Source organism: Chryseobacterium sp. BGARF1, from assembly GCF_001677955.1.
GTDB lineage: Bacteria > Bacteroidota > Bacteroidia > Flavobacteriales > Weeksellaceae > Chryseobacterium.
This window is the reverse complement of the sequence record NZ_LELA01000001.1, coordinates 18,585-39,574: the sequence shown is the minus strand read 5'-3', so window position 1 is coordinate 39,574 and position 20,990 is coordinate 18,585. Positions and strand designations below refer to the sequence as shown.

Here is a 20,990-nt window from a genome sequence, read left to right as displayed (position 1 = left end):
ATGAAAATTATCACTACTCTATTTTTATCGTTTTTATCTTTAGCAATCAATGCTCAGCAAATTCTTAAGCAAGAAAAATATACCGGAACCATTGACGGAAAAATAAATATTTCTTTTTATTTAAAAATTGAAGAAACAGGCTGTCCAAGTATTATTGCTTCCGGAATTTATAAATACACCGATAATAAAACTGCAAACTGGATCCTTCTAGATACTACTTTTTCTGAAAAAGCTCAACAATATACTTTTGTTGAGCATTATAATACAGGAATTATGCTTTTAAAACGTACTTCAGAAACTCTTCAGGGATTATGGATTTCTCCTGATGGAAAAAAGCAGCTTAAGGTTAATTTAAAAAAGATAAAACAATCTAAAGCTGAGATAGAAAAAATGGAAGACGAATTAGAAAAAGCCAATTACAGCGCTAATGATTGCTAAATTTTATTGATGTCTGTCTCCTTTTTGATGATAAGAAACCTGCTGACTTGAGTTGTGATTATTATTAAACTGTTGATTTTTTAAATTTTTTTCAACATGATTATGAGCTGGTAGCGCATTTTCAGGAGTATCGAAACGAATCTTTCTTCCGTTTTTAAAAACTTCTCCTTCGGCAGTTCGATACATTTGATTTTCTCCGTATTGATTTCCATCTGGAGCCGTAAATGTGTGATCTTTATTGGTTCTGCCTTTTCTTTTTTGATTTAAAAATACCAAAACTCCACCCGCAACAATACCTAATGCAATTTTTACTGAATTTTTCATAAACTAATATTTCTTCAGGTAAAACAAAACCATTGCCAACTACAAGATTTGTGGTATCTACGAACCATTATTAAAATAAAAAGACTGTCAGCAAAAACTAACAGTCTTAAAAAACTTGAGTTAAAAACATAGACATATAAAATTGGATTGATACTATCTATAGAATCAAAATTATAAATATTGAATGTAATTTTTTATGACTTGACGCATAATACTGTTTACACTATTTATTGAATAGCAATTTATGATATTAATCAACCATTACCCTTCAAATTTCTATGTAGATTTCTTTTCCGCTTCAATAGGAAAGACTAATTTTGCGTGCAATATTTAGAATAAATAAAAATAACAATGAAAAAGATATTATATTCTGCTCTATTATTGTTTTCGGTAATAATCAGTGCTCAAAAAAACACTTTATTACAGGCAGATTTTTGGAAATCTAAACCCAATATTGAAAAAGTAAAGCAAGAAATAGCCAATGGAAACAGTGCGTCCGAATTCAACGGAAGTACTTTTGATGCAGTTTCTCTTTCAATTAATAATAAAGCTTCTCTAGAAACTATAAAATTTCTTTTAGAGCAAAAAGGAAATTCTGTAGACAAACTGACCCATGATGGTAGAATTTATCTTCACTGGGCAGCAATGGCGGGAAATCCGGAAATTATTGAATATTTTATTTCTAAAGGTTCTGACGTTAATAAATTAGACACTAAAGGATTAACTCCGCTTGCTTTTGCAGCAGTATCTGGTTTAAACGACCCAAAAGTATATGAAGCTTTTTTCAAAGCAGGTGTAAATCCTAAACATCAATATAAAAACGGTGCCAATATCTTACTTTTAGCGATTGGAAACGACAAAGATGGTTCTTTACAAAAACTATTCACCTCAAAAGGTCTTTCTATAAAAGATGTAGACGAAACCGGAGCAACGGCTTTTGACTATGCTGCAAGTTTAGGAAATATCGAGCTTTTAAAATCATTAAAAAATCAGGGTGTAAAGGCTTCAGATAAAGCTTTGGTCAATGCAGCAACAGGAACAAGATCTGTTACGAATACACTTCCTGTTTATCAATATTTAATTGATGAAGTAAAGTTAAATCCTTCTGTTGTAAATGCAAATGGTGCCAATGCTTTACAGATTATTGCTAAAAAAAATGGTCAAAAAGAAATTATTGATTATTTAATCAGCAAAGGAGTTGATGCCAATAAAACCGACAAAGAAGGAAATAATGCTTTAATAATTGCTTCAAGCGGAAAAGATATTGAAAATGTAAAAGCAATTTTAGCAAAAACAAAAAACATCAATGCTGTAAATGCGAATGGAGAATCTGCCTTAACTCAAGCCATCCAAAGTGGTTCTGCAGAGATTGCTAAATTTCTAATTTCTAATAAAGCAGATGCAAAAATTGTTGATGCGAAAGGAAATAACTTAGCTTATTATTTAATTCAGTCTTACAGACCTGGTCCACAAAGAGGTCCTGATGAATTTTCAGAAAAATTAAACATTCTTCAATCGAATAATGTAAATCTTCCTGCTCCTCAAAAAGACGGTAATACCCTACTTCATTTAGCGATTGCAAAAAATGACCTTGAACTTCTGAAAAAATTGAATGCTCTTAAAATTGATGTAAATTCTGTTAACAAAGAAAGTATGACTGCTCTTCAAAAAGCAGCTTTGGTAGCAAAAGATGATACTATTTTAAAATATCTGGTTTCTTTGGGTGCCAATAAGACCATCAAAACAGAATTTGACGAAACTGCTTACGACCTTGCTTCAGAAAATGAAAGCTTAAAAAATAATAACGTATCAATCGACTTTTTAAAATAAAATAATATGAAATATTTTAAAATTCAAGCTTTAGGAATTTTAATGACCTTATTTTGTGCAGGTTTTGCCAATGCACAAGCTTCAAAATATAAATGTATGCTTCAGTTGACCAGTTATGGCGGTGAAGGTGCTTATGTTGTAGTTTCTTTAATTAACCCAAAAGGTGTATATGAAAAGACACTTTATGTGATGGGACCTGATACAAAATGGCACGATACATTAAAAGAATGGCACAAATTTCAGAGTAAAAAACCTGTAAAATTAAATGCAATTACAGGAGCTTCTGTAGCAGATGGAGACAGAAGTATCTCTACTTTTTCTATTGAAGATAAATATCTGAACAAAGGCTACAAAGTACGTTTTGAAACCGCTGTGGAGGATAAAAAATACAATGTTTCAGATGTAGAATTACCTTTTACAACTGAAGGTATTACAGCAAAAACAGAGGGAAAAGGTTACATTCGATATGTAAAACTTAATAAGTTATAAAAAAATCCAAAAATGACCTTATCAATTTGGAGGTATGCCCATTTAACTTTAGCAATACTTACATTTTTATTTCTTATCGTAGCTTCTACCACAGGAATAATTTTAGCATACGATGCTGCACAGGAAAAAACTCAGCCTTATCGAGTTGACGATTTCAGTAATATAAACCTTGCCCAGTCTTTACCGGAACTGCGCAAGGTTTTTCCAGAAATAACGGAGATCAGTGTTGATCACAATCAGTTTGTAACCTTGGAAGGTTTAGACGATAATGGTGAAAACATCAAAGCATACATCGATCCTACAACCGGAAAAATCTTAGGAAAACCTGTTGAAAAAAGTAAATTTATCAATTGGATAACTTCGCTGCACCGTTCTTTATTTTTAAAAGAAACCGGAAGGTTTGCTGTAGGAGTTGTTTCTTTTTTATTAATGATCATCAGTATTTCAGGGCTTATTCTGATCATCAAAAGGCAAAATGGGATCAGACATTTTTTCGACAATATCAAAAAAGATTTTTTCTCGCAATATCTTCATGTTGTTTCCGGAAGGCTTTTATTGATTCCTATTTTAATAATTTCTATTACTGGAACTTACCTTTTTATATATCGTTTTGAATTAATTCCGAAAGGTAAAAATGAAAAGATTGCTCATAAAATCACCAATTCTGAAACTCAGATAAAATTAGCAGACTTTCCTATTTTTAAAGAAACTAAACTTAGTGCAGTTAAGAAAATTGAATTTCCTTTTATTGAAGATGATGCTGAAGAATTTTTTGTTTTAAAACTAAAAGACAGAGAAATTACTGTCAATCAAATTAATGGAGAGATTGTAAAAGAAGAAAAATATCCGCTGACTCTTATTTATGAAAATCTCAGCTTAACCTTTCATACAGGCCGTGGAAGTGTTGTTTGGTCAACCATTTTAGGGATTTCTTCCGTTGGAATTTTACTATTCATTTATTCAGGTTTTATCATTACTTTTAAGCGAACCCGAAATAAGATCAAAAATAAATATAAAGCTGAAAATGCAGAAATCATTATTTTGGTTGGTTCAGAAAACGGTTCAACTTTAGGTTTTGCCAATAAAATTCATTCACAACTTTTATCAGACGGAAAAAAATCATTCATTACAGAGCTTAATCTATATAAATTATATCCTAAAGCAGAGCATATTATCATTTTTACTTCAACCTATGGTTTAGGTGAAGCTCCAACAAATGCTTCCAACTTTAAGAAGCTTTTAAAAGAATTTCCTCAGAATCAAAAGATTAAATATTCTGTAGTTGGTTTTGGTTCCAAATCTTACGAAGATTTTTGCGGTTTTGCAATTGAAGTTGACCAATTATTATCCGAACAAAACTGGGCAGAATCTCAGCTTGAACTTTTTACAGTCAACGATAAATCAACGGCAGAATTTACAGAATGGGCAAAAAAATGGAGCTATGAAACCATGATTCCTTTGGCAACTGCACCATCTTTATACGGCGAAAAAGTTCCTTCTTTAAAGAAAATGAAAGTCATTGGGAAAAGTGAAATCGTAGATGAAGTGACTACTTTTAAAGTAATTTTAAAACCTAATGCTTTGGTAAAATTTAAATCTGGAGATTTACTTGCCATTTATCCAGAGAATGATCATAAAGAAAGATTTTATTCTATCGGAAAAGTAAATGGAGCCATTCAGCTGGTTATAAAACTTCATGAAAATGGTCTCGGTTCAGCATTTTTACATCGTTTAAAAGAAAATCAGGAAATAAAAGCAAGAATTATTAAAAATTCAGAATTTCATTTTCCTAAAAAGGCATCTGAAGTAATTATGATTGCCAATGGAACAGGTATTGCACCGTTTTTAGGTATGATTGAGGAGCAAACCGGAAAAACGAAAACTCATTTGTATTGCGGTTTCAGAAAATCAAGTGAACTAACCGTTAATTACGAATATTTTGCTCATGAAAATATCAAAAAAGGGAAATTAACGTCTTTTAATTTGGCATTTTCTAGAGAAGAAAAATCTCAATATGTAATGGATTTGGTTGAAAGAGATGCCGAATTGTTTACCAATTCATTAGAAAACGGAGGTTTCATCATGATTTGTGGTGCTCTTAAAATGCAGCATGATGTGGAAGATACTTTAAGAAAATTATGTGCCCTGAAAAATAAAGATTACGAAACTTACAAAGCAAACGGACAAATTTTAACTGACTGTTATTAATTCTAAAGCACATGAAAAGCCTGAAAAATTTCTCTTATTTATTTTTAATACTGTCGTCATCATCAATGTTTGCTCAGGTTGAAAGAAGCAGATTGATTACTTTAATGGGAAGTAAATTTGAAATTACTTTGGTAGATAAAGATTCTCTTTCGGCAGAAAAAAACATTGACAAATCTATTGAAGAGATTACGAGAATTGAAAATTTAATTTCAGAATGGAAACCGGAAACTCAAATCTCGGAAGTTAACAGAAATGCAGGGATAAAATCCGTGAAAGTTGATGCGGAAGTTTTTGCTTTAACCGAAAAAGGAATTTATTTTTCTAAATTGACTGACGGAGCTTTCGACATCAGCATCGTTGCCATGGATAGAATCTGGAAGTTTGATGATTCTATGAATGAATTACCTTCTGAAGAATCCATCAAAAATTCTGTGAAAAATGTGGGTTATCAAAATATTATTTTAGATAAAACCAATTCTACTATTTTTCTTAAAAATAAAGGAATGAAAATAGGTTTTGGATCGATAGGAAAAGGTTATGCAGCTGACAAAATCAGAGAGTTAATGAAAAGTTTTGGAGTAAAAGCGGGAATTATCAATGCTTCTGGCGATATTTCAGCTTGGGGAAATCAACCCGATGGAAAACCCTGGGCAATTGGAATTAATAACCCTTTTAAAGATGATAAAATGGCTGCAGTTCTTTATTTAAAAGAAAATGCTGTTACGACTTCGGGAAGTTATGAGAAATATGCAGAAATTCAGGGCAAAAGATATTCTCACATTATGAATCCTAAAACCGGTTATCCTTCAACTGGCTTAACAAGCGTTACCGTTGTAGGTCCAAATGCAACAATGGCAAATGGATTCAGTACTTCACTAATGGTTTTAGGAAAAAAGGAAGGTCTGAAGTTGATAAAAAAATTCCCTGAATATCAATATTTGTTGATTACTGATTCAGGGAAAATAATTAAAAGTTTAAATCATTAAGATATAAACTCTCCTATTATTCAATTATAGGAGAAGCTTTTAAGTTGATCAAATATCAATTCATTATTTTTTTTTATCTCTAAAAATAAAATAACAAGTTAATAAAGTTACATTAACGATTACAGCAAAGGAGTTTGACAAAATAATGGGCAATTCCTCTTGTTCAAAACCATACCAAACCCAAAGTGAAAGCCCCGAAATCAGAATCGCAAGCATTAACCAGGAAATATCTTCTACATTTTTTGTTTTAATAACCTTAATAAGCTGTGGCATTGATGCAATAGCGGTTAAAGCACCCGCAATTAGTCCTAAAATTTCTACATTCATTTTTTCTAAATTATCCGTTAACAATAATTCCTCCATTTGGATGTAAAACCTGTCCTGTCATTTGTGCTGAAGCTTGGGTTGCCAAGAAAAGATAGGACGGCGCAATTTCTTCAGCACTTGCATTTCTTTGTAATGGTGGTTTATTTTCATCCTCTTCTTCTTCGCCAAAGGTTTCTTCTGTAAGTGGTGTTGCAACCGGTCCTGGAGCAACTGCATTTACTCTAATTCCTTTCGGTTTTGCTTGTAAAGCTAAAGATCTTGTAAATGAAACAATCGCACCTTTTGTAGCTGCATAATCTAATAACTCTTCATGCCCCTGATAAGCTACCGCAGATGTCGTATTGATAATAGAACTTCCTTCTTTTAAGTAAGGAAAAACTGCTTTTGTAAGAAGGATCATCCCGATGATGTTGGAATTAAAAGTAGTACGAATATCCTCTTCTTTTAGCTTTGTAATATCATCACTTGGAAACTGAATACCTGCATTATTAACTAAAATATCTATGCCTCCAAAATTTTCTATTATTTCTTTTGTTGTTTTTTGACAAAAGCTGCTGTCGTTAACGTCTCCTTTAAAAATCAAACATTGTCGTCCTAAATACTCGATTTCACTCTTTGTTTTTTCAGCATCTTCAATATTTGAATGAAAGATAATCGCAATATCGGCGCCTTCTTCTGCAAAGAGTAAAGCTGCTGATTTTCCTATCCCGCTATCTGCTCCCGTAATTAAAACTATCTTACCATTAAGTTGTAATCTATTCATATTTCTGTGATTATGGTTTAAAATAAAAATTCAGCATAAAATAATACACTGAATTTTTATTTCTTTACATATGATGAAGCAAATTGTATGCTTCTATGATAAAAAAAAACTATAAAATAATAGATGTGGTATTTTATTTTAAATTTACCATCCCATCTGTAAGCTGTTTCCATTGAATTTTTGATGCACCAACTCTTCTACCGAACGCAATGAACATGTTTTTTACACTGTTAACAATATCTGTATTTTGGTTAGGCTTCTCGTTCCTTCCGTAAATTGCCATTTTAACATAATCGCTACCTTTTGAAATGACAAATGTAGAAGTAGTACCTACCGAATGAAAATGAACTATATTTCCGGCAAATTCATTTCCTGGTAACTTTGAAGGTCGGCATTGTATCATTATGTTGTTAGGATTTGTTTTGTCTATCATGTCAATACGTACCCATTGATAACTCTCTTTTTCCGATTTTTTTATATTAGATAATAATATTTTGATATAATCACCTATGAAAGGCAATCTGTGGACTGTATTTCCCGAAGAATCACATAACGTAAACTCTGCAATATTTTCATTTGAATAAGTATTCCATTTATTTATATCAAAAAAACGTTCTTTAAGCAGATTATATTTTAGTTCTGCTTCTTGAACATTTTCACATTTTTGAATACTCTCAGTATCATGGAACTGTCCTTTAATCTGCAATGGAATTCCAGGAATTTTTTTTGCCTTCATTAATTTAATCTGCATTAATTTATTATACCATAATTTATTTGATTAAAAAATCATCTTTTAATATTTAAACTATTAGAAGTTATACTGAATGATTTAAAAAAAACACTCCGAATAATGATTTATTAATCCAAAACTTAGTTACAATTTCCATTCCTTTTTTTAATATTTACATCATAAATTTTTAATGTTTAAGTCGATTTTTCAATAATTAATCATATCAGCTCCTATAAAAGAATAGGGTTGGTTATTTTTTTTGTAAATAATTAGTACACATATTAAATTTTTAAGTATATTTGGACTGAAAATTTTTTTTTCATCATTTGTGTTTTTATTAAACCCTCCCACAAGGAGGGTTTAATTTTTGTAACAACTTCTGTTTTTAATACCTTTTTCCCTATTTTTAACTTGATGCCTACGTCTTAGAATATTTGTATTCCTTGTTATGCAAAATTTTAATATTTTAGAAAAATTCAAGTTTGTCTACTCTTTTTTGATGAGTCTATCTTTACAAAATAATTCTATCCGTACAGAAGATATATTGATAATTCTCTTTGATGAAAAAAAATTTCTAAGACAAAGACAATTCAAGACTCATCCTTTACACTTCAAAGTTTTTTTAGATTTAAATTTTATCTCTGTAAATATTAAAAAAAATATATTTTTTCGGAAAAGGCATACAATATGCTAATTATAATTTATCAATCAAAAAAAATATTATTATGAAAAGCTTATTATGGTTAGTAGCCGTCATCTGTATTATTGTTTGGCTTTTAGGGATGCTAAACATTATTCCTGGGATTAGTACCAATTATTTAATTCATGTTTTATTAGTAATTGCAGTAATTGTAGTTCTCTACAATATTATTTCCGGTAGAAAACCTTTAGACTAGAACATTAATCAAAAAAATAAGAAATCAGGATAATTTTATCCTGATTTTTTTATTATAAAAAACTAATCTGATATTAAAATTTCTAAGAATTATCTGTAAAAACTTTAAATTTTGATTTTATTTCATTAAAACTATTATTATTTATGTTCCATTTTTATTCAAGACTTAAAACAAACATAAAACAATGATTATCAGTAAATTAAATACGTAAAAAAATCGATTTTTTTACGCATTTTTACGTCACTATTTATAAATAGCCCCCATAATAAGTTGTTGATGAAATTTTATGATTATATATTTGCTACAGATAAAACGAGACACTAAATCATTCATATATAATAACTTTTCATCATTCAGTTTTCATGTAGAACATCAGGGTTCTTGACAATCTAGGAAAAAGAGCCCTGTTATCTACAATTCTAAATTAGACACCATTTATCACATTCTATTAATAGAAAAACCGAACCTTCATTGAAGGTTCGGTTTTCATTTTAAATAGGTTTAAGTTTTACAACTAAGAAAGATTTTGGTCTTCTAGTTCTTTAATTCTTTTTTTAATAAAATCAGCAGGTCTTATACCATTTTGTTCAAGAAAAATATTTGAAAAACTCTGTCTGTTGCTAAATCCTGCTGCTGAAGCAATATGCTCAATAGAGTATTTTCTCCATTCTTTATCATGATAGATTTTCTGCGTTGCATAGTTGATTCTTAAAATATTGATGTAAGTATTAAAGTTGCTCCCTTTATATTCATTAATAACTTGTGAAAGGTAAGAAGTATTCGTTTTAAACTGTTCTGAGAGCTTTTTAAGCGTTAATCCCTGTTCGAGGTATCCTTGCTTGTTTTCAAAGATATGAATGTCGTTTAAGAGCTTTTCTACGATACTGCTGTCAAACTTTATATTTTTATCTCCTGCGTCAGCTACTTCAGGTTTTACAATCGGAGTAGTCTCTTCAGCCTGATTACTCTCTTCAAGCTTTATTAATAAATCATCATAATTTTTCTGAATATTTTTTTGCTTTCTTATTCTGTAATACATTACAATTCCTAGCGCTGTAATAATTGCTAAACAAATAAATATAAGTAGTTTGCTATAAGAATTTGTTTTCTCTAAATTCTCTTTGGTTTCCAGAAGCATCTTTGTATCATACTCCTTATAAACTCGTGTTGAAAGATGTTTAAAATCTGAAGCTATTACACTATCAACTTTAAGAAGCTGATTCGTATAATATAATTCTTCTTTATGGTTGTTTTCTTTTCGGTAATATCCTATCAATTCTTCATAGTTACTTCTCAGTTCAGGAAGAATAAATTTATTTTTATTGAAGATAGAATCTACTTTTCTATAGTTTTCTACTTCAAGATTAAGATTACCCAAAAGCTCATAACTTTTACCTTTATAAAAATAAATATATGAAACCCATGTAAAGTCATTAACCTTTATAAGCTCAGGAAGAGCCTGATCGAAGTATTGAATCGCCTTTGTGTAGTTTTTATTCTTAAATTCGGAAACTCCAAGGCTTTTTGTAAAATAACTTTTTTCTAAATTAAAATCCTTAGTTTTTGGGATTTTAGTTTCTGCTACATTAAGCAACCTGTTTGCCTGCTCGTTCTCTCCTAGCATTTGATAGCATATAATTGCCTGATGGAGAGAATTTAAATAACCTTTTGTATTGTTGAAAATAATATTTTTATTAAAGTCACCATCGATTTTTGCTTCAAAAAATTCAATACATTCATTGAATATGTTAAGAGCTTCATCGTAATATCCAAGATAACTTTTAACAACGCCTATATGATAAATATTCTGATATTTTAAAAACTCATTCTTAGAATCTTTTAAATATTCGTATGCTTTTAAATATTCTTCTAAAGCATACTGGAATTTACGTTGATTAAAATAATAAATAGCTCCTTTACTAAGATAAGCATCTCCAATTAAATCATTTTTTTCCGAATTTTTTGCAGCAATAATACAACTATCTGCATAAGCCATTTTTTTATTTTCAGAATATAAAATTGCATCTTTGTAAGCCTGAAATAACTCTTTGTAATTTTTTTCAGACTTAGCTTTTGATATACACTGATTTATAAACACAAACGCACGAGGGTCATTCTCTTCATAAACCCAATATTTTTCTCTAAGTTTTGAATAGAAATCCTGTGAAAAAACAATTATTGCACATGAGCAACAAAATAATGTAAAAATTTTTTTAAACATCAGATATATCCCGATAAATTTCATTCAAAAGTACATAAAAAGTATTTATTATAAGCAATTTTAATATAATGAGTTTATTAAATAAAGTTTAGTGGGTATATAACGTAAATATTATATTTAGTAAAAATTTATAAATCGAACCTACATACATTTGTATTGTATCTATGTTTTTGACTACTTTCGAACAATAAATAAAAATAAATTTTAAATCATTAATCCTAGAATAAAATGAAAACAAATTTAATAACACTCAGTTTAATTTTGATTGGACTATCGAGTATTGCTTGTAGGCAAGATGAAAATGGCCTAATTGACGATGAACAAATAAATGCTGCTCAAACATTAGATAAATCTTCGGCAACTCAAAAAGGCAGTTCTGAAGACTCTTTATCTTTGAATTTAGATACTAACGGTGATCCTCCAAAAAACGGAACACATTGGAAAATTTCAGATAGTATAAAAATAAACGCACCTAAAGATATTTCAGGTTTAAGCTCAATTACTATTTCTTCTGAAACTATCAGTACCGAAGAACCTACGGATCCACCTAAAAATGGTACTCACTGGAAAGGAAAATAAAATTTTTAATAACACGAAAAACCTGCTGACTTATTTTAGCAGGTTTTTTTTGCATCATAATATCGGAATTAAAATTATTTTACCGAAACGCAATATAATTTTCTATATAAATATTTTTTGTACATTTGAAGTATAAAACTTTTAAAATCAACATGAAAACAAAAATTATCGCAATTAGCTTAATTGCAATTGGTCTTTCGAGTATTGCTTGTAGAGAAACTGATGAAATGCTAATAGAAAATGAACAACAGCAACTTTCTTTACAATCAGAAAAAACTCAAGCAACATCTAATAGCGGTTCTCATTGGAGAATTTCTAAAGCTAATGAGAATTTAATAAAAATTGACATGAGCTTGTTAGAAGCTAATACTAAAAAAGAGTGCCCACCTCCACCTCCACCACCCCCATCCCCAAATCCACCAAGAGATACTTCCCATTGGCTAACTTCTGACACAGATGACTGCAAAGAACCTCCAAGAGATACCTCTCACTGGAAGATGGGAGCGAAAAATTAAAATTTTATAAACCTGCTGTATATTTCAGCAGGTTTTTATTTTATTCACTTATTGATTTGTAATTTCATTTTAATAAATCTAATTCTAATAAATTATTATTCCTTGCGTTATTTGCTTTAGCATCTCTCTCTCGGTCTCTCAGCATTTTTTCAATATCTAATGGTTTTCCGTTTTCATCGATCATCATTACTTTTGTGTTTCCGGATAACATTTGACGCATCCCTTTTGTAGGATTATTTCTAAAATCAACAACTTGTTTTTTGTATTTTTCCTGATCAATAGCAATGGTATTGCCAAAAGCATTTTTCTCACTATCACTTACCCAATCTTGATCGGAAGTAAGTTTTTTAATTTCTTTTAAAACAAAAGAATGTGACTTCGTCTTATCTTCAATTTTAATGATCAAGCCCGGTAGGCCGTGAAATTTATAAGGTCCATCCTGAATAGGAATATCAGAGACAAACCATGCTGTCCAAATTCTGCCTGCAAAATAAAGAGATGCTTTTTGAGCATTAAACTCGCCAATTTTTTCTTTTTCAGGTAAAATTTTCCAGTTCATTGCTCTGTTATCAGAAACTTTATATTTATTCATATCGAGGTTGTTGAAGAAATCTATTTTAAAATCAGGATAAGATTTTTCAACGACAAATGGAACTAAGCCATAATCAATACCCGTAAAATCTCTTGTCTTTTTCGTTATTCTATCCTGATGTATTGAATCAGCTATACTTTTCTTTTGGCTATAGAATTTCGAACCTTTTTTGGCTACATCCAGATACATGATTTCTGTACCAACTTCATTCGTTTTAGTAGAATCTGTAATGAATTTATATTCGTAAGAAAAGCGTTGATTCTGAGCTAAAAGCGTCACACTTAAAAAGGAAAAAACTCCCATAATAATTCTCTTCATAATTCTTATGTAGTTAGTTATTGTAGTAAATCAAGTTCTAAAACATTATTATTCTTTTTATTGGCTTCTTTTTGTTTCTTTTCTCGGTCTTTCATTATTTGATTAGAATCCATAATTTTTCCCGAAGCATCTTTCATTTCAAATTTTCCACCTTCAGCCAAAAGATTTCTTAAACCTTTATTCGGGTCTGCTCTGTTGTCTAAATATGTTTTTCTATATTTTTTATCATTTAAAACAATTAAAGGTTCGTACCTTTCTTTGTCTTTAAAGCTTTTCCATTCTTCTTTATCATCAAATTTTCTTACACCTTTCAATTCAAAAATGTGAGATTTTGTTTTGTCTTCAAGTTTTACAATTAAACCCGGTAAACCATGAAATTTGTGCGGACCATCCTGAATGGGAATGTCTGTTGTAAACCATGCCGTCCATTTTCTACCAGCAAAATCACATGTTGCTTTTTGAGTATTAAACTCCCCTATTTTTTCTTTTTCAGGTAAGATTTTCCAGTTTTGATTTCTGGATTCTTGAACCATATACTCCATAGATCCTAAATTAGTAAAAAAATTAACTGAATAATCCGGATAGTTTTTTTCTACTTGATATCTTACTTTGCCTTTGCTTTTAAATCTTGTTAAATTGATATGATGATCCAAACCTCCGGATTGTTTTTTAAATTCCGCATTTAAAATTGAATCAGATTCAAAAACATCTTTACTGTAAAACTGTGAACCTTTTGAAAAAACATTCAAAAGCATAATTTCTGTTTCACTTTTATCTTTTTCGGTAGAATCTTTCACGAATTTGTATTCGTAAGAAAAACGCTGGTTTTGCGCATAAGTAATAATGCTGAAAATTGACATCACTCCGACAAAAATTCTCTTCATAAATATTTTTTCACTAAAATAGGATATTATTTTTTATTGGCAAAGTTTTAAAAATTAGGAGTTAGGAGTTAGGAGTTAGGAGTTAGGAGTTAGGAACGAAATTAAGAATTTCGAGATTGGGTAAAATTTAAAACAAAAAAACCTCTCGAAGTGAGAGGTTTTAATTATTTATATATTAAAAAATTACAGTAACAAAGTTAAAGGACTTTCTAAATACATTTTTAAAGTTTGTAAAAACTGAGCTCCTGTCGCTCCATCTACAACTCTGTGATCACAAGCTAATGAAAGCTTCATGATGTTTCCAACTACAATTTGACCGTTTTTAACAATTGGTTTTTCAATAATTGCACCTACAGAAAGAATTGCTGCGTTGGGTTGATTGATGATACTTGTGAAAGTTTCAATTCCGAACATCCCCAAGTTTGAGATAGAGAATGTAGAACCTTCCATTTCGTTAGCTTTAAGACCTTTAGATTTTGCTCTTCCAGCCATATCTTTTACAGCAGCAGAAATCTGAGTGTAATTCATTTGGTCAGTATTCTTCAAAACAGGTACTACCAATCCGTCAGGAATCGCAACTGCTACTCCAACGTTGATATTTCCTCTATGAATTACCTTATCTCCTGCCCAACTAGAATTCACTTGTGGATGTTTTCTTAAAGCAACTGCAGTCGCCTTAATGACCATATCGTTAAAAGAAATTTTTGTATCTGGTAAAGAATTGATTTCTTTTCTAGCCTCAATCGCTTTATCCATGTTAATTTCAACCATCAGATAATAATGAGGAGCAGAGAATTTACTTTCAGAAAGACGTTTTGCAATGATATTTCTTACCTGAGAGTTTGGAGTCTCAGTATCTTCACCTTGTACAAAACTTAATGCAACTTGAGCAGCTGGACTTGCAGTCGGAACTGAAGCAGCAGGTTTTGCAGATGGCTGATAATTTTCAATATCTTTTTTTACGATTCTTCCGTTTTCTCCTGAACCTTGTACAGAATTGATGTCAACACCTTTTTCCTGAGCCATTTTTTTAGCTAAAGGAGAAATTGCGACTCTGTCTGAAGATGAGTTCTCAATTGATGCAACCGATTTCTCTTCTATCTTAGTTTCAGATTTTTGTTCAGCTGGTTTATCCGTAGATTTTGCAGCAGCTTTTGGAGCTCCAACAGCAGAAACATCAGTTCCTTCAGGACCGATGATAGCCAAAACAGTATCAACCGGAGCAGCTCCACCTTCTTCAACACCTTGCTTCAAAAGAATTCCATTGAATTCTGATTCAAAATCCTGAACAGCTTTATCGGTTTCAATCTCAGCAAGAAGATCTCCTTCTTTTACCTTATCACCTACATTTTTATGCCATTTAGCCACTTTACCTTCCGTCATTGTATCAGAAAGTCTTGGCATTGTAATCACTTCTACTCCAGCCGGAACTTCCACAGAAGTTTCTTCAGTCGCAGTAGTATTAGATTCTGTTTTTGGTTCTTCTTTTTTGTCTTCAGAAGCAGCACTGGGAGCAGTAGCTCCGCCTGTTAATCCTGAAATATCTTCTCCTTCATTTCCGATAATTGCCAAAACTAAATCTACTGCAGCAGCTGAACCTTCTTCAACACCTACATAAAGAAGAGTTCCTTCCACTTCAGATTCAAAATCCTGTACTGCTTTATCAGTTTCGATTTCGGCTAAAATATCTCCTTCTTTTACCTTATCTCCTACTTTTTTATGCCATTTAGCCACTTTTCCTTCCGTCATTGTATCGGAAAGACGTGGCATTGTAATCACTTCTGCCATAATTTATATTGATTTGAGATTCGAGATTCGAGATTTGAGATTAGGGAAACTCAAATTCGAATATCAAATTAATTATTATTTATTAATTTTCTAATTTATCTAAGAACGGATAGTTTTCTTGAGCATAAACATACTCGTAAACTTTTTCTGCATCAGGATATGGAGAGTTTTCCATAAACTCGATACATTCTTCTACGAAATCTCTAGACTTGTTATCTAAAACCTCCAATTCTTCTTCAGTTGCCCAGCTGTTTGCTAAGATTCTCTCTTTGATCAATTCAATAGGATCATCTTTCTTGTGAATAGCAACTTCCTCTTTAGATCTGTAAGGTTCAGCGTCAGACATTGAGTGTCCTCTGAAACGGTAAGTTCTAGCTTCGATAAAAGTAGGTCCATCACCTCTTCTTGCTCTTTCAATAGCTTCGTAAGCAGCTTCAGCCACTTTCTCAGGATCCATTGCATCTACAGCAAGACACGGCATTTCGTATCCTAAACCTAGTTTATAGATATCTTCGTGGTTAGCAGTTCTTTTTACAGAAGTTCCCATTGCGTATTGATTGTTTTCAACAACAAATACTACAGGAAGTTTCCAGTTCATTGCCATGTTGAAAGTTTCGTGAAGAGATCCCTGTCTTGCAGCACCGTCTCCAAAGAAACAGATGTTTACAGCTTTTCTGTCGAAAAATTTATCTGCAAAAGCAATACCTGCTCCCAAAGGGATTTGTCCTCCTACAATACCATGACCTCCGTAAAAACGGTGTTCTTTGCTGAAAATGTGCATAGATCCACCCATACCTCCGGAAGTACCTGTAGCTTTACCACAAAGTTCTGCCATGATTCTTTTAGGGTCTACTCCCATTGCCATTGGATGAATGTGACATCTGTAAGCAGTGATCATACTATCTTTGGTTAAATCCATTGCATGCGTAAAACCTGCCGGAATAGCTTCCTGACCGTTGTACAAATGTAAAAAACCTCTGATTTTTTGTTTTAGATAAAGAGAACGGCATTTGTCTTCAAACCTTCTCCACATTGTCATATCTTCATACCACTTTAGGTATATCTCTTTAGAAAATTCTTTCATGTGCGAGCTTCTTGCTTATTTATTATGAAATAGTTGAGCAAAAATATAAAAAAAACTTCGTTTTTATTATATGCACAGCAATTGTTTTTTTACTTATAATGTTATATTTACATTTCAAACTTAATTATGGAAGAAAAAAAGACTTCGGCACTGCATATTATTTCGAGAATTATCTCAGACTTTTTCAATCCGTTGGTTTCACTGTTTATTTATTTTTTGTATTTAAGCTTTCAGAATTACACTTTTAAACAAGCAATTACACATTTCCTTCCTATCCTATTAATAGTTATCATTCCTGTCGTTTTCTGGCTTATTTGGAATGTAAAAACGGGCAGATATACCAATATGGATGTTTCCAATCGCGTACAGAGAAAATCTTTATATATTTTTATTGCAATTTGTATTATTTCCTATCAAATTTATCATTACATCATAAATGGCTACATTGATTTTGTAATGCTTTTTATTTTAATCTTGTTATTTGCTCTTCAATACAGTAATTTATATATTAAAAGTTCGATGCATACTGCCTTTAATGTATTTGTTGCCGCATTGTTTTATGCATTCGACTGGAAAGCAGGATTTTTTTGGTTCGGAATTGCAGCTTTGGTAGGAATTACAAGAGTGATTTTAAAAAGACACACCGTAAAAGAAGTATTTATGGGCGCAGGAATAGCTTTTCTAGTATCTTTTATTTACCTTTATTGCAATATTCAATTTCAACATTAAGAATTTTTTATGAAAATAAATCATCTTACCTCGGCTGAGGAAAATTTAATGAAGCTATTCTGGAAACTTCAAAGCTTTTATTTAAAGGAAGTTATGGAGCAGCATCCAGAGCCAAAACCCCATCAAAATACCGTATCAACCTATCTGAAAATATTAGTTGAAAAAGGATATTTGTCTACCGAAAAAGAAGGTAGAATTTTCAAATACTCTGTCATTGTACCTTATGAAGATTATAAAAAGTTTTTATTGAAAGAACTTTCGCATAATTTCTTTAATAATTCAGGAAAAGAGATTTTGGAATTTTTATTTGATGAAAATTTGATTTCACAGAATGACCTTAAAACTTATTTTGGCCTTAAAATCGAAATGAAACCTGTGAAAGTAAAAGAACCTAAGCTGGAATATGCTGAAGAGGTCTTAAATCCTAAAAAAGACAAGAAAGGAAAGGATAAGAAAAAGAAGAAGAAAAAGAGTGAAAACTAGTTTATAGTTGCTAGTTTTTAGTTGTTGGCTATTAGTTTATGATGAAAAAACTACTGAGAGCCTATTTAAATCATTTATTGATTTCTTAAAAATTTTACTATCAAATAAATACCCAATTACTTAATATTTTAAAAACTAAGAATATGTAATTGAATATTTAGGTTAATAAAATTATGAATAATATTAATTTTATTAACCTAAATATAATCTCAATTAATTTTTAAATTAAGACATAAAAAAAGCGGCTTAAAAGCCGCTTCAATTTTTTACCAACGACTTCCGCCGCCTCCGTTACCTCCACGGTTGTTGTTGCTTCCGTAACCACCTCCAGAGTTACCTCCTCCACGGTTGTTACCATAACTTCCACCACCGCTTCTGTTATTATCAAAACTTCTTCTTGGTTTTTCTTCTCTTGGCTTAGCCTCAGAAACGTTAAGAATTTTTCCGTTAAATTCTTTCTGGTTAAGAGCCTCAATAGCTTGACCTCCTTCTTCGTCACCCATTTCGATAAAACCGAAACCTCTAGAACGACCAGTCTCTCTGTCTGTTACAATTTTAGCTGATGATACATCGCCAAATTCTGCGAATAAATCGTGCAACTCATATTCTTTAGTTGCGTAATTGATGTTTGAAACAAAAATGTTCATTTTAAAAAAAAATTAAATTAATATATAAAATTGGTATATAAAAGAAAAGCAACATAATAATGAACATGATATTGATTCCAAATATAAACAGGTGCAAGATACAATTAAAAACTTCAAATCAAAACTTTTTAAAGGTTTAATTCACTTCTATTCAAAACTTGTAATAATATCGCAAAAAAATGATGAATTTTTCATTAAATAAACCTTTGAAAAGCTTATTTTTAAAACTAAATTTGTATTGAAAACAATCATAAAAATGAATTATCATACAAGAAAATGGGTAAAACCAGAAGACCTTAACCCAAATCAATCATTATTTGGAGGAAAACTATTACAATGGATTGATGAAGAAGCAGCATTATACGCAGTGATTCAGTTGGAAAACAAAAAAGTAGTTACCAAGTTTATTTCGGAAATAAATTTTGTGAGTTCTGCAAAACAAGGTGATATTATCGAAATTGGAATTGAAGTTTCATCTTTTGGCTCCACTTCTCTTACACTGAAATGTGATGTAAGAAATAAAATGACCCATCAAACCATCATCACCGTTGATAAAATTGTAATGGTGAATCTTGATGAAAACGGAAATCCTGCAGCACACGGAAAAACAAAAGTAGAATTTGTGAAAGACAGACTGAACAATTCATTATGAAAATTTTCATAAAAAATATGGTCTGCGGAAGGTGTATTGCTGCAGTTTCAAATATTTTTAACGAACGTAATATAAAGATCACTCAAATTAGCTTGGGCGAAGTAGAAACAGAAGGTGATATTTCAAAAATGGATATCCAATTCATTGAAGATCGATTAAAGAAAACAGGTTTTGAAAGAATAAAAGATGCAACGCATCAATTGGTCGATAAAATTAAAAACTTAATCATCATTAAAATCGGAAAACTTGATATTGATGAAAACTTTTTACTGTCGAAATTTTTAAGCGTAGAACTACATAAAGATTACAGTTCATTATCAAAAGCCTTTTCCCAAAATGAAAATATTACGGTTGAGCAGTTTTTTATTCTTCAGAAAATTGAGAAAGTAAAAGAACTACTTCTCTATAATGAGTTTAATTTAACAGAAATTGCAGGAAAACTAGGCTACAAAAGTGTGCAGCATTTATCATCACAATTTAGAAGCACTACAGGGTTTACGCCTACTGAATTTAAAAAACTGAAAGTTCACAACAGAAAATCGTTGGATATGGTGCAAGAAACCGACGCTGAAAATTGATAAAAACACTAAAGTTTTGAATCTTTTTTAGCAAAAGAGAAAGATTCAAAATTATTTTAGAGCCCAATAAAGAAAACACAAAATACAACAAAGTGAAAATAATAATTACCGGAACAACAGGAATGGTTGGAGAAGGCGTTTTAATTGAATGCCTTCAAAATAATAAAGTGTCCGAAATATTAAGCGTAAGTCGTAAATCTTGTGGGATAAAACATCCAAAACTGAAAGAACTTATCATTAGTGATTTCCTACAGTTAGACAATTTCCATAATCAATTGACGGGTTATGATGCCTGTTTTTATTGTGCAGGAATTAGTTCGATAGGTTTAGACGAAGAGAAATACACAAAAATAACTTTTGACACTACGCTTCATTTTGCTAAAACTCTACTGGATTTAAACCCAAATATGACATTCAATTACATATCCGGTAAAAGCACAGACAGCACAGAAACCGGAAAAATAATGTGGGCAAGAGTAAAAGGAAAAACAGAAAATGCCTTAATGAAATTGAATTTTAAAGGACAATATAATTTCCGCCCAGGTTTTATGAAACATTTTAAAGAGCAGAAAAATGTAAAAACTATTTTTAAAATTTTCGGAGCATTCTACCCTACACTCTTCCCGAAAAGCTCATTAACATTACAAGAAGTCGGTAGAGCAATGATTAATATTTCAGAAAAAGGCTATTCAAAACAAATTCTGGAAATAGCAGATATTAAAAAAATTGCTTAATAAAACTTTTTATTTAACCACAAAAGAGGCAAAAGATTTAGATGCTTCTATTTAGTTAATGAGTATTGAGAAAAAAGAACACAAAAACCTTTAAAAATCTTTGATTTTTTGTTCTTTTGAGAACTTTGATTATCTAATAATAGCTTTATAATTGCCTTTTGTTCCTTTTGGTTAAATCTCAAATTAGTAAAATTT

The 20,990-nt window shown here is 30.9% G+C and carries 23 protein-coding genes; 13 read left to right on the top strand and 10 right to left on the bottom strand.

Going from position 1 to position 20,990, the window contains the following annotated elements; genetic code table 11:
* Positions 1–438, top strand: a complete 438-nt coding sequence (locus tag AB671_RS00190) for a hypothetical protein (protein WP_066679962.1) — start codon at positions 1–3, stop codon at positions 436–438.
* A 3-nt stretch (positions 439–441) separates the two neighbouring features.
* On the opposite strand, the gene AB671_RS00185 is transcribed toward AB671_RS00190, so the two are convergent.
* Entirely contained in the window at positions 442–762 is a 321-nt protein-coding gene (locus AB671_RS00185; RefSeq protein WP_066679961.1) for a hypothetical protein, read from the bottom strand.
* A gap of 351 nt (positions 763–1,113) precedes the next feature.
* On the opposite strand from AB671_RS00185, the gene AB671_RS00180 reads away from it, so the two are divergent.
* From AB671_RS00180 to AB671_RS00165, 4 genes are read left to right on the top strand one after another with little or no spacing between them, the layout of a single operon-like run.
* The gene (locus AB671_RS00180; protein ID WP_066679960.1) at positions 1,114–2,592 is read left to right on the top strand and encodes an ankyrin repeat domain-containing protein; all 1,479 of its coding nucleotides are present in this window, start codon (positions 1,114–1,116) and stop codon (positions 2,590–2,592) included.
* Positions 2,593–2,598: 6 nt separating this feature from the next.
* Positions 2,599–3,081 (top strand): DUF2271 domain-containing protein, encoded by a 483-nt coding sequence (locus tag AB671_RS00175; protein WP_066679959.1) that lies wholly within the window; start codon positions 2,599–2,601, stop codon positions 3,079–3,081.
* 12 nt (positions 3,082–3,093) lie between these two features.
* Positions 3,094–5,289 (top strand): PepSY domain-containing protein, encoded by a 2,196-nt coding sequence (locus tag AB671_RS00170; protein WP_066679958.1) that lies wholly within the window; start codon positions 3,094–3,096, stop codon positions 5,287–5,289.
* An 11-nt stretch (positions 5,290–5,300) separates the two neighbouring features.
* Complete coding sequence (locus tag AB671_RS00165; RefSeq protein WP_066679957.1) at positions 5,301–6,275, top strand: FAD:protein FMN transferase; 975 nt, start codon at positions 5,301–5,303, stop codon at positions 6,273–6,275.
* 63 nt (positions 6,276–6,338) lie between these two features.
* Here the strand turns inward: AB671_RS00165 and AB671_RS00160 are convergent, their stop codons facing one another.
* From AB671_RS00160 to AB671_RS00150, 3 genes are all read right to left on the bottom strand, one after another.
* Positions 6,339–6,602 carry a SemiSWEET transporter gene (locus tag AB671_RS00160; RefSeq protein WP_066679982.1) on the bottom strand — a complete coding sequence of 88 codons (264 nt, stop codon included), beginning with the start codon at positions 6,600–6,602 and terminating at the stop codon, positions 6,339–6,341.
* 10 nt (positions 6,603–6,612) lie between these two features.
* A complete protein-coding gene (locus tag AB671_RS00155; protein ID WP_066679956.1) occupies positions 6,613–7,365 on the bottom strand; it encodes an SDR family oxidoreductase in 753 nt (250 codons plus the stop codon).
* 133 nt (positions 7,366–7,498) lie between these two features.
* A complete protein-coding gene (locus AB671_RS00150) occupies positions 7,499–8,101 on the bottom strand; it encodes a hypothetical protein (RefSeq protein WP_157444096.1) in 603 nt (200 codons plus the stop codon).
* Between the two features lie 719 nt (positions 8,102–8,820).
* On the opposite strand from AB671_RS00150, the gene AB671_RS22135 reads away from it, so the two are divergent.
* Positions 8,821–8,991, top strand: a complete 171-nt coding sequence (locus tag AB671_RS22135) for a lmo0937 family membrane protein (protein ID WP_111944949.1) — start codon at positions 8,821–8,823, stop codon at positions 8,989–8,991.
* A gap of 514 nt (positions 8,992–9,505) precedes the next feature.
* Here AB671_RS22135 and AB671_RS00145 read toward each other — a convergent pair.
* Complete coding sequence (locus AB671_RS00145) at positions 9,506–10,987, bottom strand: helix-turn-helix domain-containing protein (RefSeq protein ID WP_185116238.1); 1,482 nt, start codon at positions 10,985–10,987, stop codon at positions 9,506–9,508.
* 453 nt (positions 10,988–11,440) lie between these two features.
* Between AB671_RS00145 and AB671_RS00140 the strand changes: the two genes are divergently transcribed.
* Positions 11,441–11,791, top strand: a complete 351-nt coding sequence (locus AB671_RS00140; RefSeq protein ID WP_066680466.1) for a hypothetical protein — start codon at positions 11,441–11,443, stop codon at positions 11,789–11,791.
* 125 nt (positions 11,792–11,916) lie between these two features.
* Positions 11,917–12,306, top strand: a complete 390-nt coding sequence (locus AB671_RS00135) for a hypothetical protein (RefSeq protein WP_157444095.1) — start codon at positions 11,917–11,919, stop codon at positions 12,304–12,306.
* A gap of 64 nt (positions 12,307–12,370) precedes the next feature.
* Here AB671_RS00135 and AB671_RS00130 read toward each other — a convergent pair whose 3' ends face one another.
* The 4 genes from AB671_RS00130 to pdhA form a co-directional block, all read right to left on the bottom strand.
* Positions 12,371–13,216, bottom strand: a complete 846-nt coding sequence (locus AB671_RS00130; protein ID WP_066680468.1) for a GLPGLI family protein — start codon at positions 13,214–13,216, stop codon at positions 12,371–12,373.
* A gap of 17 nt (positions 13,217–13,233) precedes the next feature.
* Positions 13,234–14,100 carry a GLPGLI family protein gene (locus AB671_RS00125; RefSeq protein ID WP_066680469.1) on the bottom strand — a complete coding sequence of 289 codons (867 nt, stop codon included), beginning with the start codon at positions 14,098–14,100 and terminating at the stop codon, positions 13,234–13,236.
* A 183-nt stretch (positions 14,101–14,283) separates the two neighbouring features.
* A complete protein-coding gene (locus tag AB671_RS00120; protein WP_066680470.1) occupies positions 14,284–15,888 on the bottom strand; it encodes a pyruvate dehydrogenase complex dihydrolipoamide acetyltransferase in 1,605 nt (534 codons plus the stop codon).
* Positions 15,889–15,970: 82 nt separating this feature from the next.
* Positions 15,971–16,972: a pyruvate dehydrogenase (acetyl-transferring) E1 component subunit alpha gene (gene pdhA, locus AB671_RS00115; protein ID WP_066680471.1), complete on the bottom strand. Its 1,002-nt coding sequence runs from the start codon at positions 16,970–16,972 to the stop codon at positions 15,971–15,973.
* 126 nt (positions 16,973–17,098) lie between these two features.
* Here pdhA and AB671_RS00110 point away from each other — a divergent pair, with 126 nt between their 5' ends.
* Positions 17,099–17,701 carry a phosphatase PAP2 family protein gene (locus AB671_RS00110; RefSeq protein WP_066680478.1) on the top strand — a complete coding sequence of 201 codons (603 nt, stop codon included), beginning with the start codon at positions 17,099–17,101 and terminating at the stop codon, positions 17,699–17,701.
* A 9-nt stretch (positions 17,702–17,710) separates the two neighbouring features.
* Positions 17,711–18,184 carry a BlaI/MecI/CopY family transcriptional regulator gene (locus AB671_RS00105; RefSeq protein ID WP_066680484.1) on the top strand — a complete coding sequence of 158 codons (474 nt, stop codon included), beginning with the start codon at positions 17,711–17,713 and terminating at the stop codon, positions 18,182–18,184.
* A 266-nt stretch (positions 18,185–18,450) separates the two neighbouring features.
* Here the strand turns inward: AB671_RS00105 and AB671_RS00100 are convergent, their stop codons facing one another.
* Complete coding sequence (locus tag AB671_RS00100; RefSeq protein WP_066680485.1) at positions 18,451–18,831, bottom strand: RNA recognition motif domain-containing protein; 381 nt, start codon at positions 18,829–18,831, stop codon at positions 18,451–18,453.
* A 256-nt stretch (positions 18,832–19,087) separates the two neighbouring features.
* On the opposite strand from AB671_RS00100, the gene AB671_RS00095 reads away from it, so the two are divergent.
* The 3 genes from AB671_RS00095 to AB671_RS00085 all read left to right on the top strand — a co-directional run bounded on the left by AB671_RS00095 (position 19,088) and on the right by AB671_RS00085 (position 20,795).
* A complete protein-coding gene (locus AB671_RS00095; protein WP_066680486.1) occupies positions 19,088–19,483 on the top strand; it encodes an acyl-CoA thioesterase in 396 nt (131 codons plus the stop codon).
* Complete coding sequence (locus tag AB671_RS00090) at positions 19,480–20,061, top strand: helix-turn-helix domain-containing protein (protein WP_066680487.1); 582 nt, start codon at positions 19,480–19,482, stop codon at positions 20,059–20,061. The genes AB671_RS00095 and AB671_RS00090 overlap by 4 nt, the downstream gene beginning before the upstream one ends.
* Positions 20,062–20,153: 92 nt before the next feature.
* A complete protein-coding gene (locus tag AB671_RS00085) occupies positions 20,154–20,795 on the top strand; it encodes an NAD-dependent epimerase/dehydratase family protein (protein ID WP_185114117.1) in 642 nt (213 codons plus the stop codon).
* Positions 20,796–20,990: the final 195 nt, after the last annotated feature.

What these genes read in the sequence shown, in the direction of transcription:
- AB671_RS00190 (WP_066679962.1), top strand. Translation starts at nt 1, where the DNA reads ATGAAAATTATCACTACTCTATTTTTATCGTTTTTATCTTTAGCAATC.
- AB671_RS00185 (WP_066679961.1), bottom strand. Translation starts at nt 762, where the DNA reads ATGAAAAATTCAGTAAAAATTGCATTAGGTATTGTTGCGGGTGGAGTT.
- AB671_RS00180 (WP_066679960.1), top strand. Translation starts at nt 1,114, where the DNA reads ATGAAAAAGATATTATATTCTGCTCTATTATTGTTTTCGGTAATAATC.
- AB671_RS00175 (WP_066679959.1), top strand. Translation starts at nt 2,599, where the DNA reads ATGAAATATTTTAAAATTCAAGCTTTAGGAATTTTAATGACCTTATTT.
- AB671_RS00170 (WP_066679958.1), top strand. Translation starts at nt 3,094, where the DNA reads ATGACCTTATCAATTTGGAGGTATGCCCATTTAACTTTAGCAATACTT.
- AB671_RS00165 (WP_066679957.1), top strand. Translation starts at nt 5,301, where the DNA reads ATGAAAAGCCTGAAAAATTTCTCTTATTTATTTTTAATACTGTCGTCA.
- AB671_RS00160 (WP_066679982.1), bottom strand. Translation starts at nt 6,602, where the DNA reads ATGAATGTAGAAATTTTAGGACTAATTGCGGGTGCTTTAACCGCTATT.
- AB671_RS00155 (WP_066679956.1), bottom strand. Translation starts at nt 7,365, where the DNA reads ATGAATAGATTACAACTTAATGGTAAGATAGTTTTAATTACGGGAGCA.
- AB671_RS00150 (WP_157444096.1), bottom strand. Translation starts at nt 8,101, where the DNA reads ATGAAGGCAAAAAAAATTCCTGGAATTCCATTGCAGATTAAAGGACAG.
- AB671_RS22135 (WP_111944949.1), top strand. Translation starts at nt 8,821, where the DNA reads ATGAAAAGCTTATTATGGTTAGTAGCCGTCATCTGTATTATTGTTTGG.
- AB671_RS00145 (WP_185116238.1), bottom strand. Translation starts at nt 10,987, where the DNA reads ATGGCTTATGCAGATAGTTGTATTATTGCTGCAAAAAATTCGGAAAAA.
- AB671_RS00140 (WP_066680466.1), top strand. Translation starts at nt 11,441, where the DNA reads ATGAAAACAAATTTAATAACACTCAGTTTAATTTTGATTGGACTATCG.
- AB671_RS00130 (WP_066680468.1), bottom strand. Translation starts at nt 13,216, where the DNA reads ATGAAGAGAATTATTATGGGAGTTTTTTCCTTTTTAAGTGTGACGCTT.
- AB671_RS00125 (WP_066680469.1), bottom strand. Translation starts at nt 14,100, where the DNA reads ATGAAGAGAATTTTTGTCGGAGTGATGTCAATTTTCAGCATTATTACT.
- AB671_RS00120 (WP_066680470.1), bottom strand. Translation starts at nt 15,888, where the DNA reads ATGGCAGAAGTGATTACAATGCCACGTCTTTCCGATACAATGACGGAA.
- pdhA (WP_066680471.1), bottom strand. Translation starts at nt 16,972, where the DNA reads ATGAAAGAATTTTCTAAAGAGATATACCTAAAGTGGTATGAAGATATG.
- AB671_RS00110 (WP_066680478.1), top strand. Translation starts at nt 17,099, where the DNA reads ATGGAAGAAAAAAAGACTTCGGCACTGCATATTATTTCGAGAATTATC.
- AB671_RS00105 (WP_066680484.1), top strand. Translation starts at nt 17,711, where the DNA reads ATGAAAATAAATCATCTTACCTCGGCTGAGGAAAATTTAATGAAGCTA.
- AB671_RS00100 (WP_066680485.1), bottom strand. Translation starts at nt 18,831, where the DNA reads ATGAACATTTTTGTTTCAAACATCAATTACGCAACTAAAGAATATGAG.
- AB671_RS00095 (WP_066680486.1), top strand. Translation starts at nt 19,088, where the DNA reads ATGAATTATCATACAAGAAAATGGGTAAAACCAGAAGACCTTAACCCA.
- AB671_RS00090 (WP_066680487.1), top strand. Translation starts at nt 19,480, where the DNA reads ATGAAAATTTTCATAAAAAATATGGTCTGCGGAAGGTGTATTGCTGCA.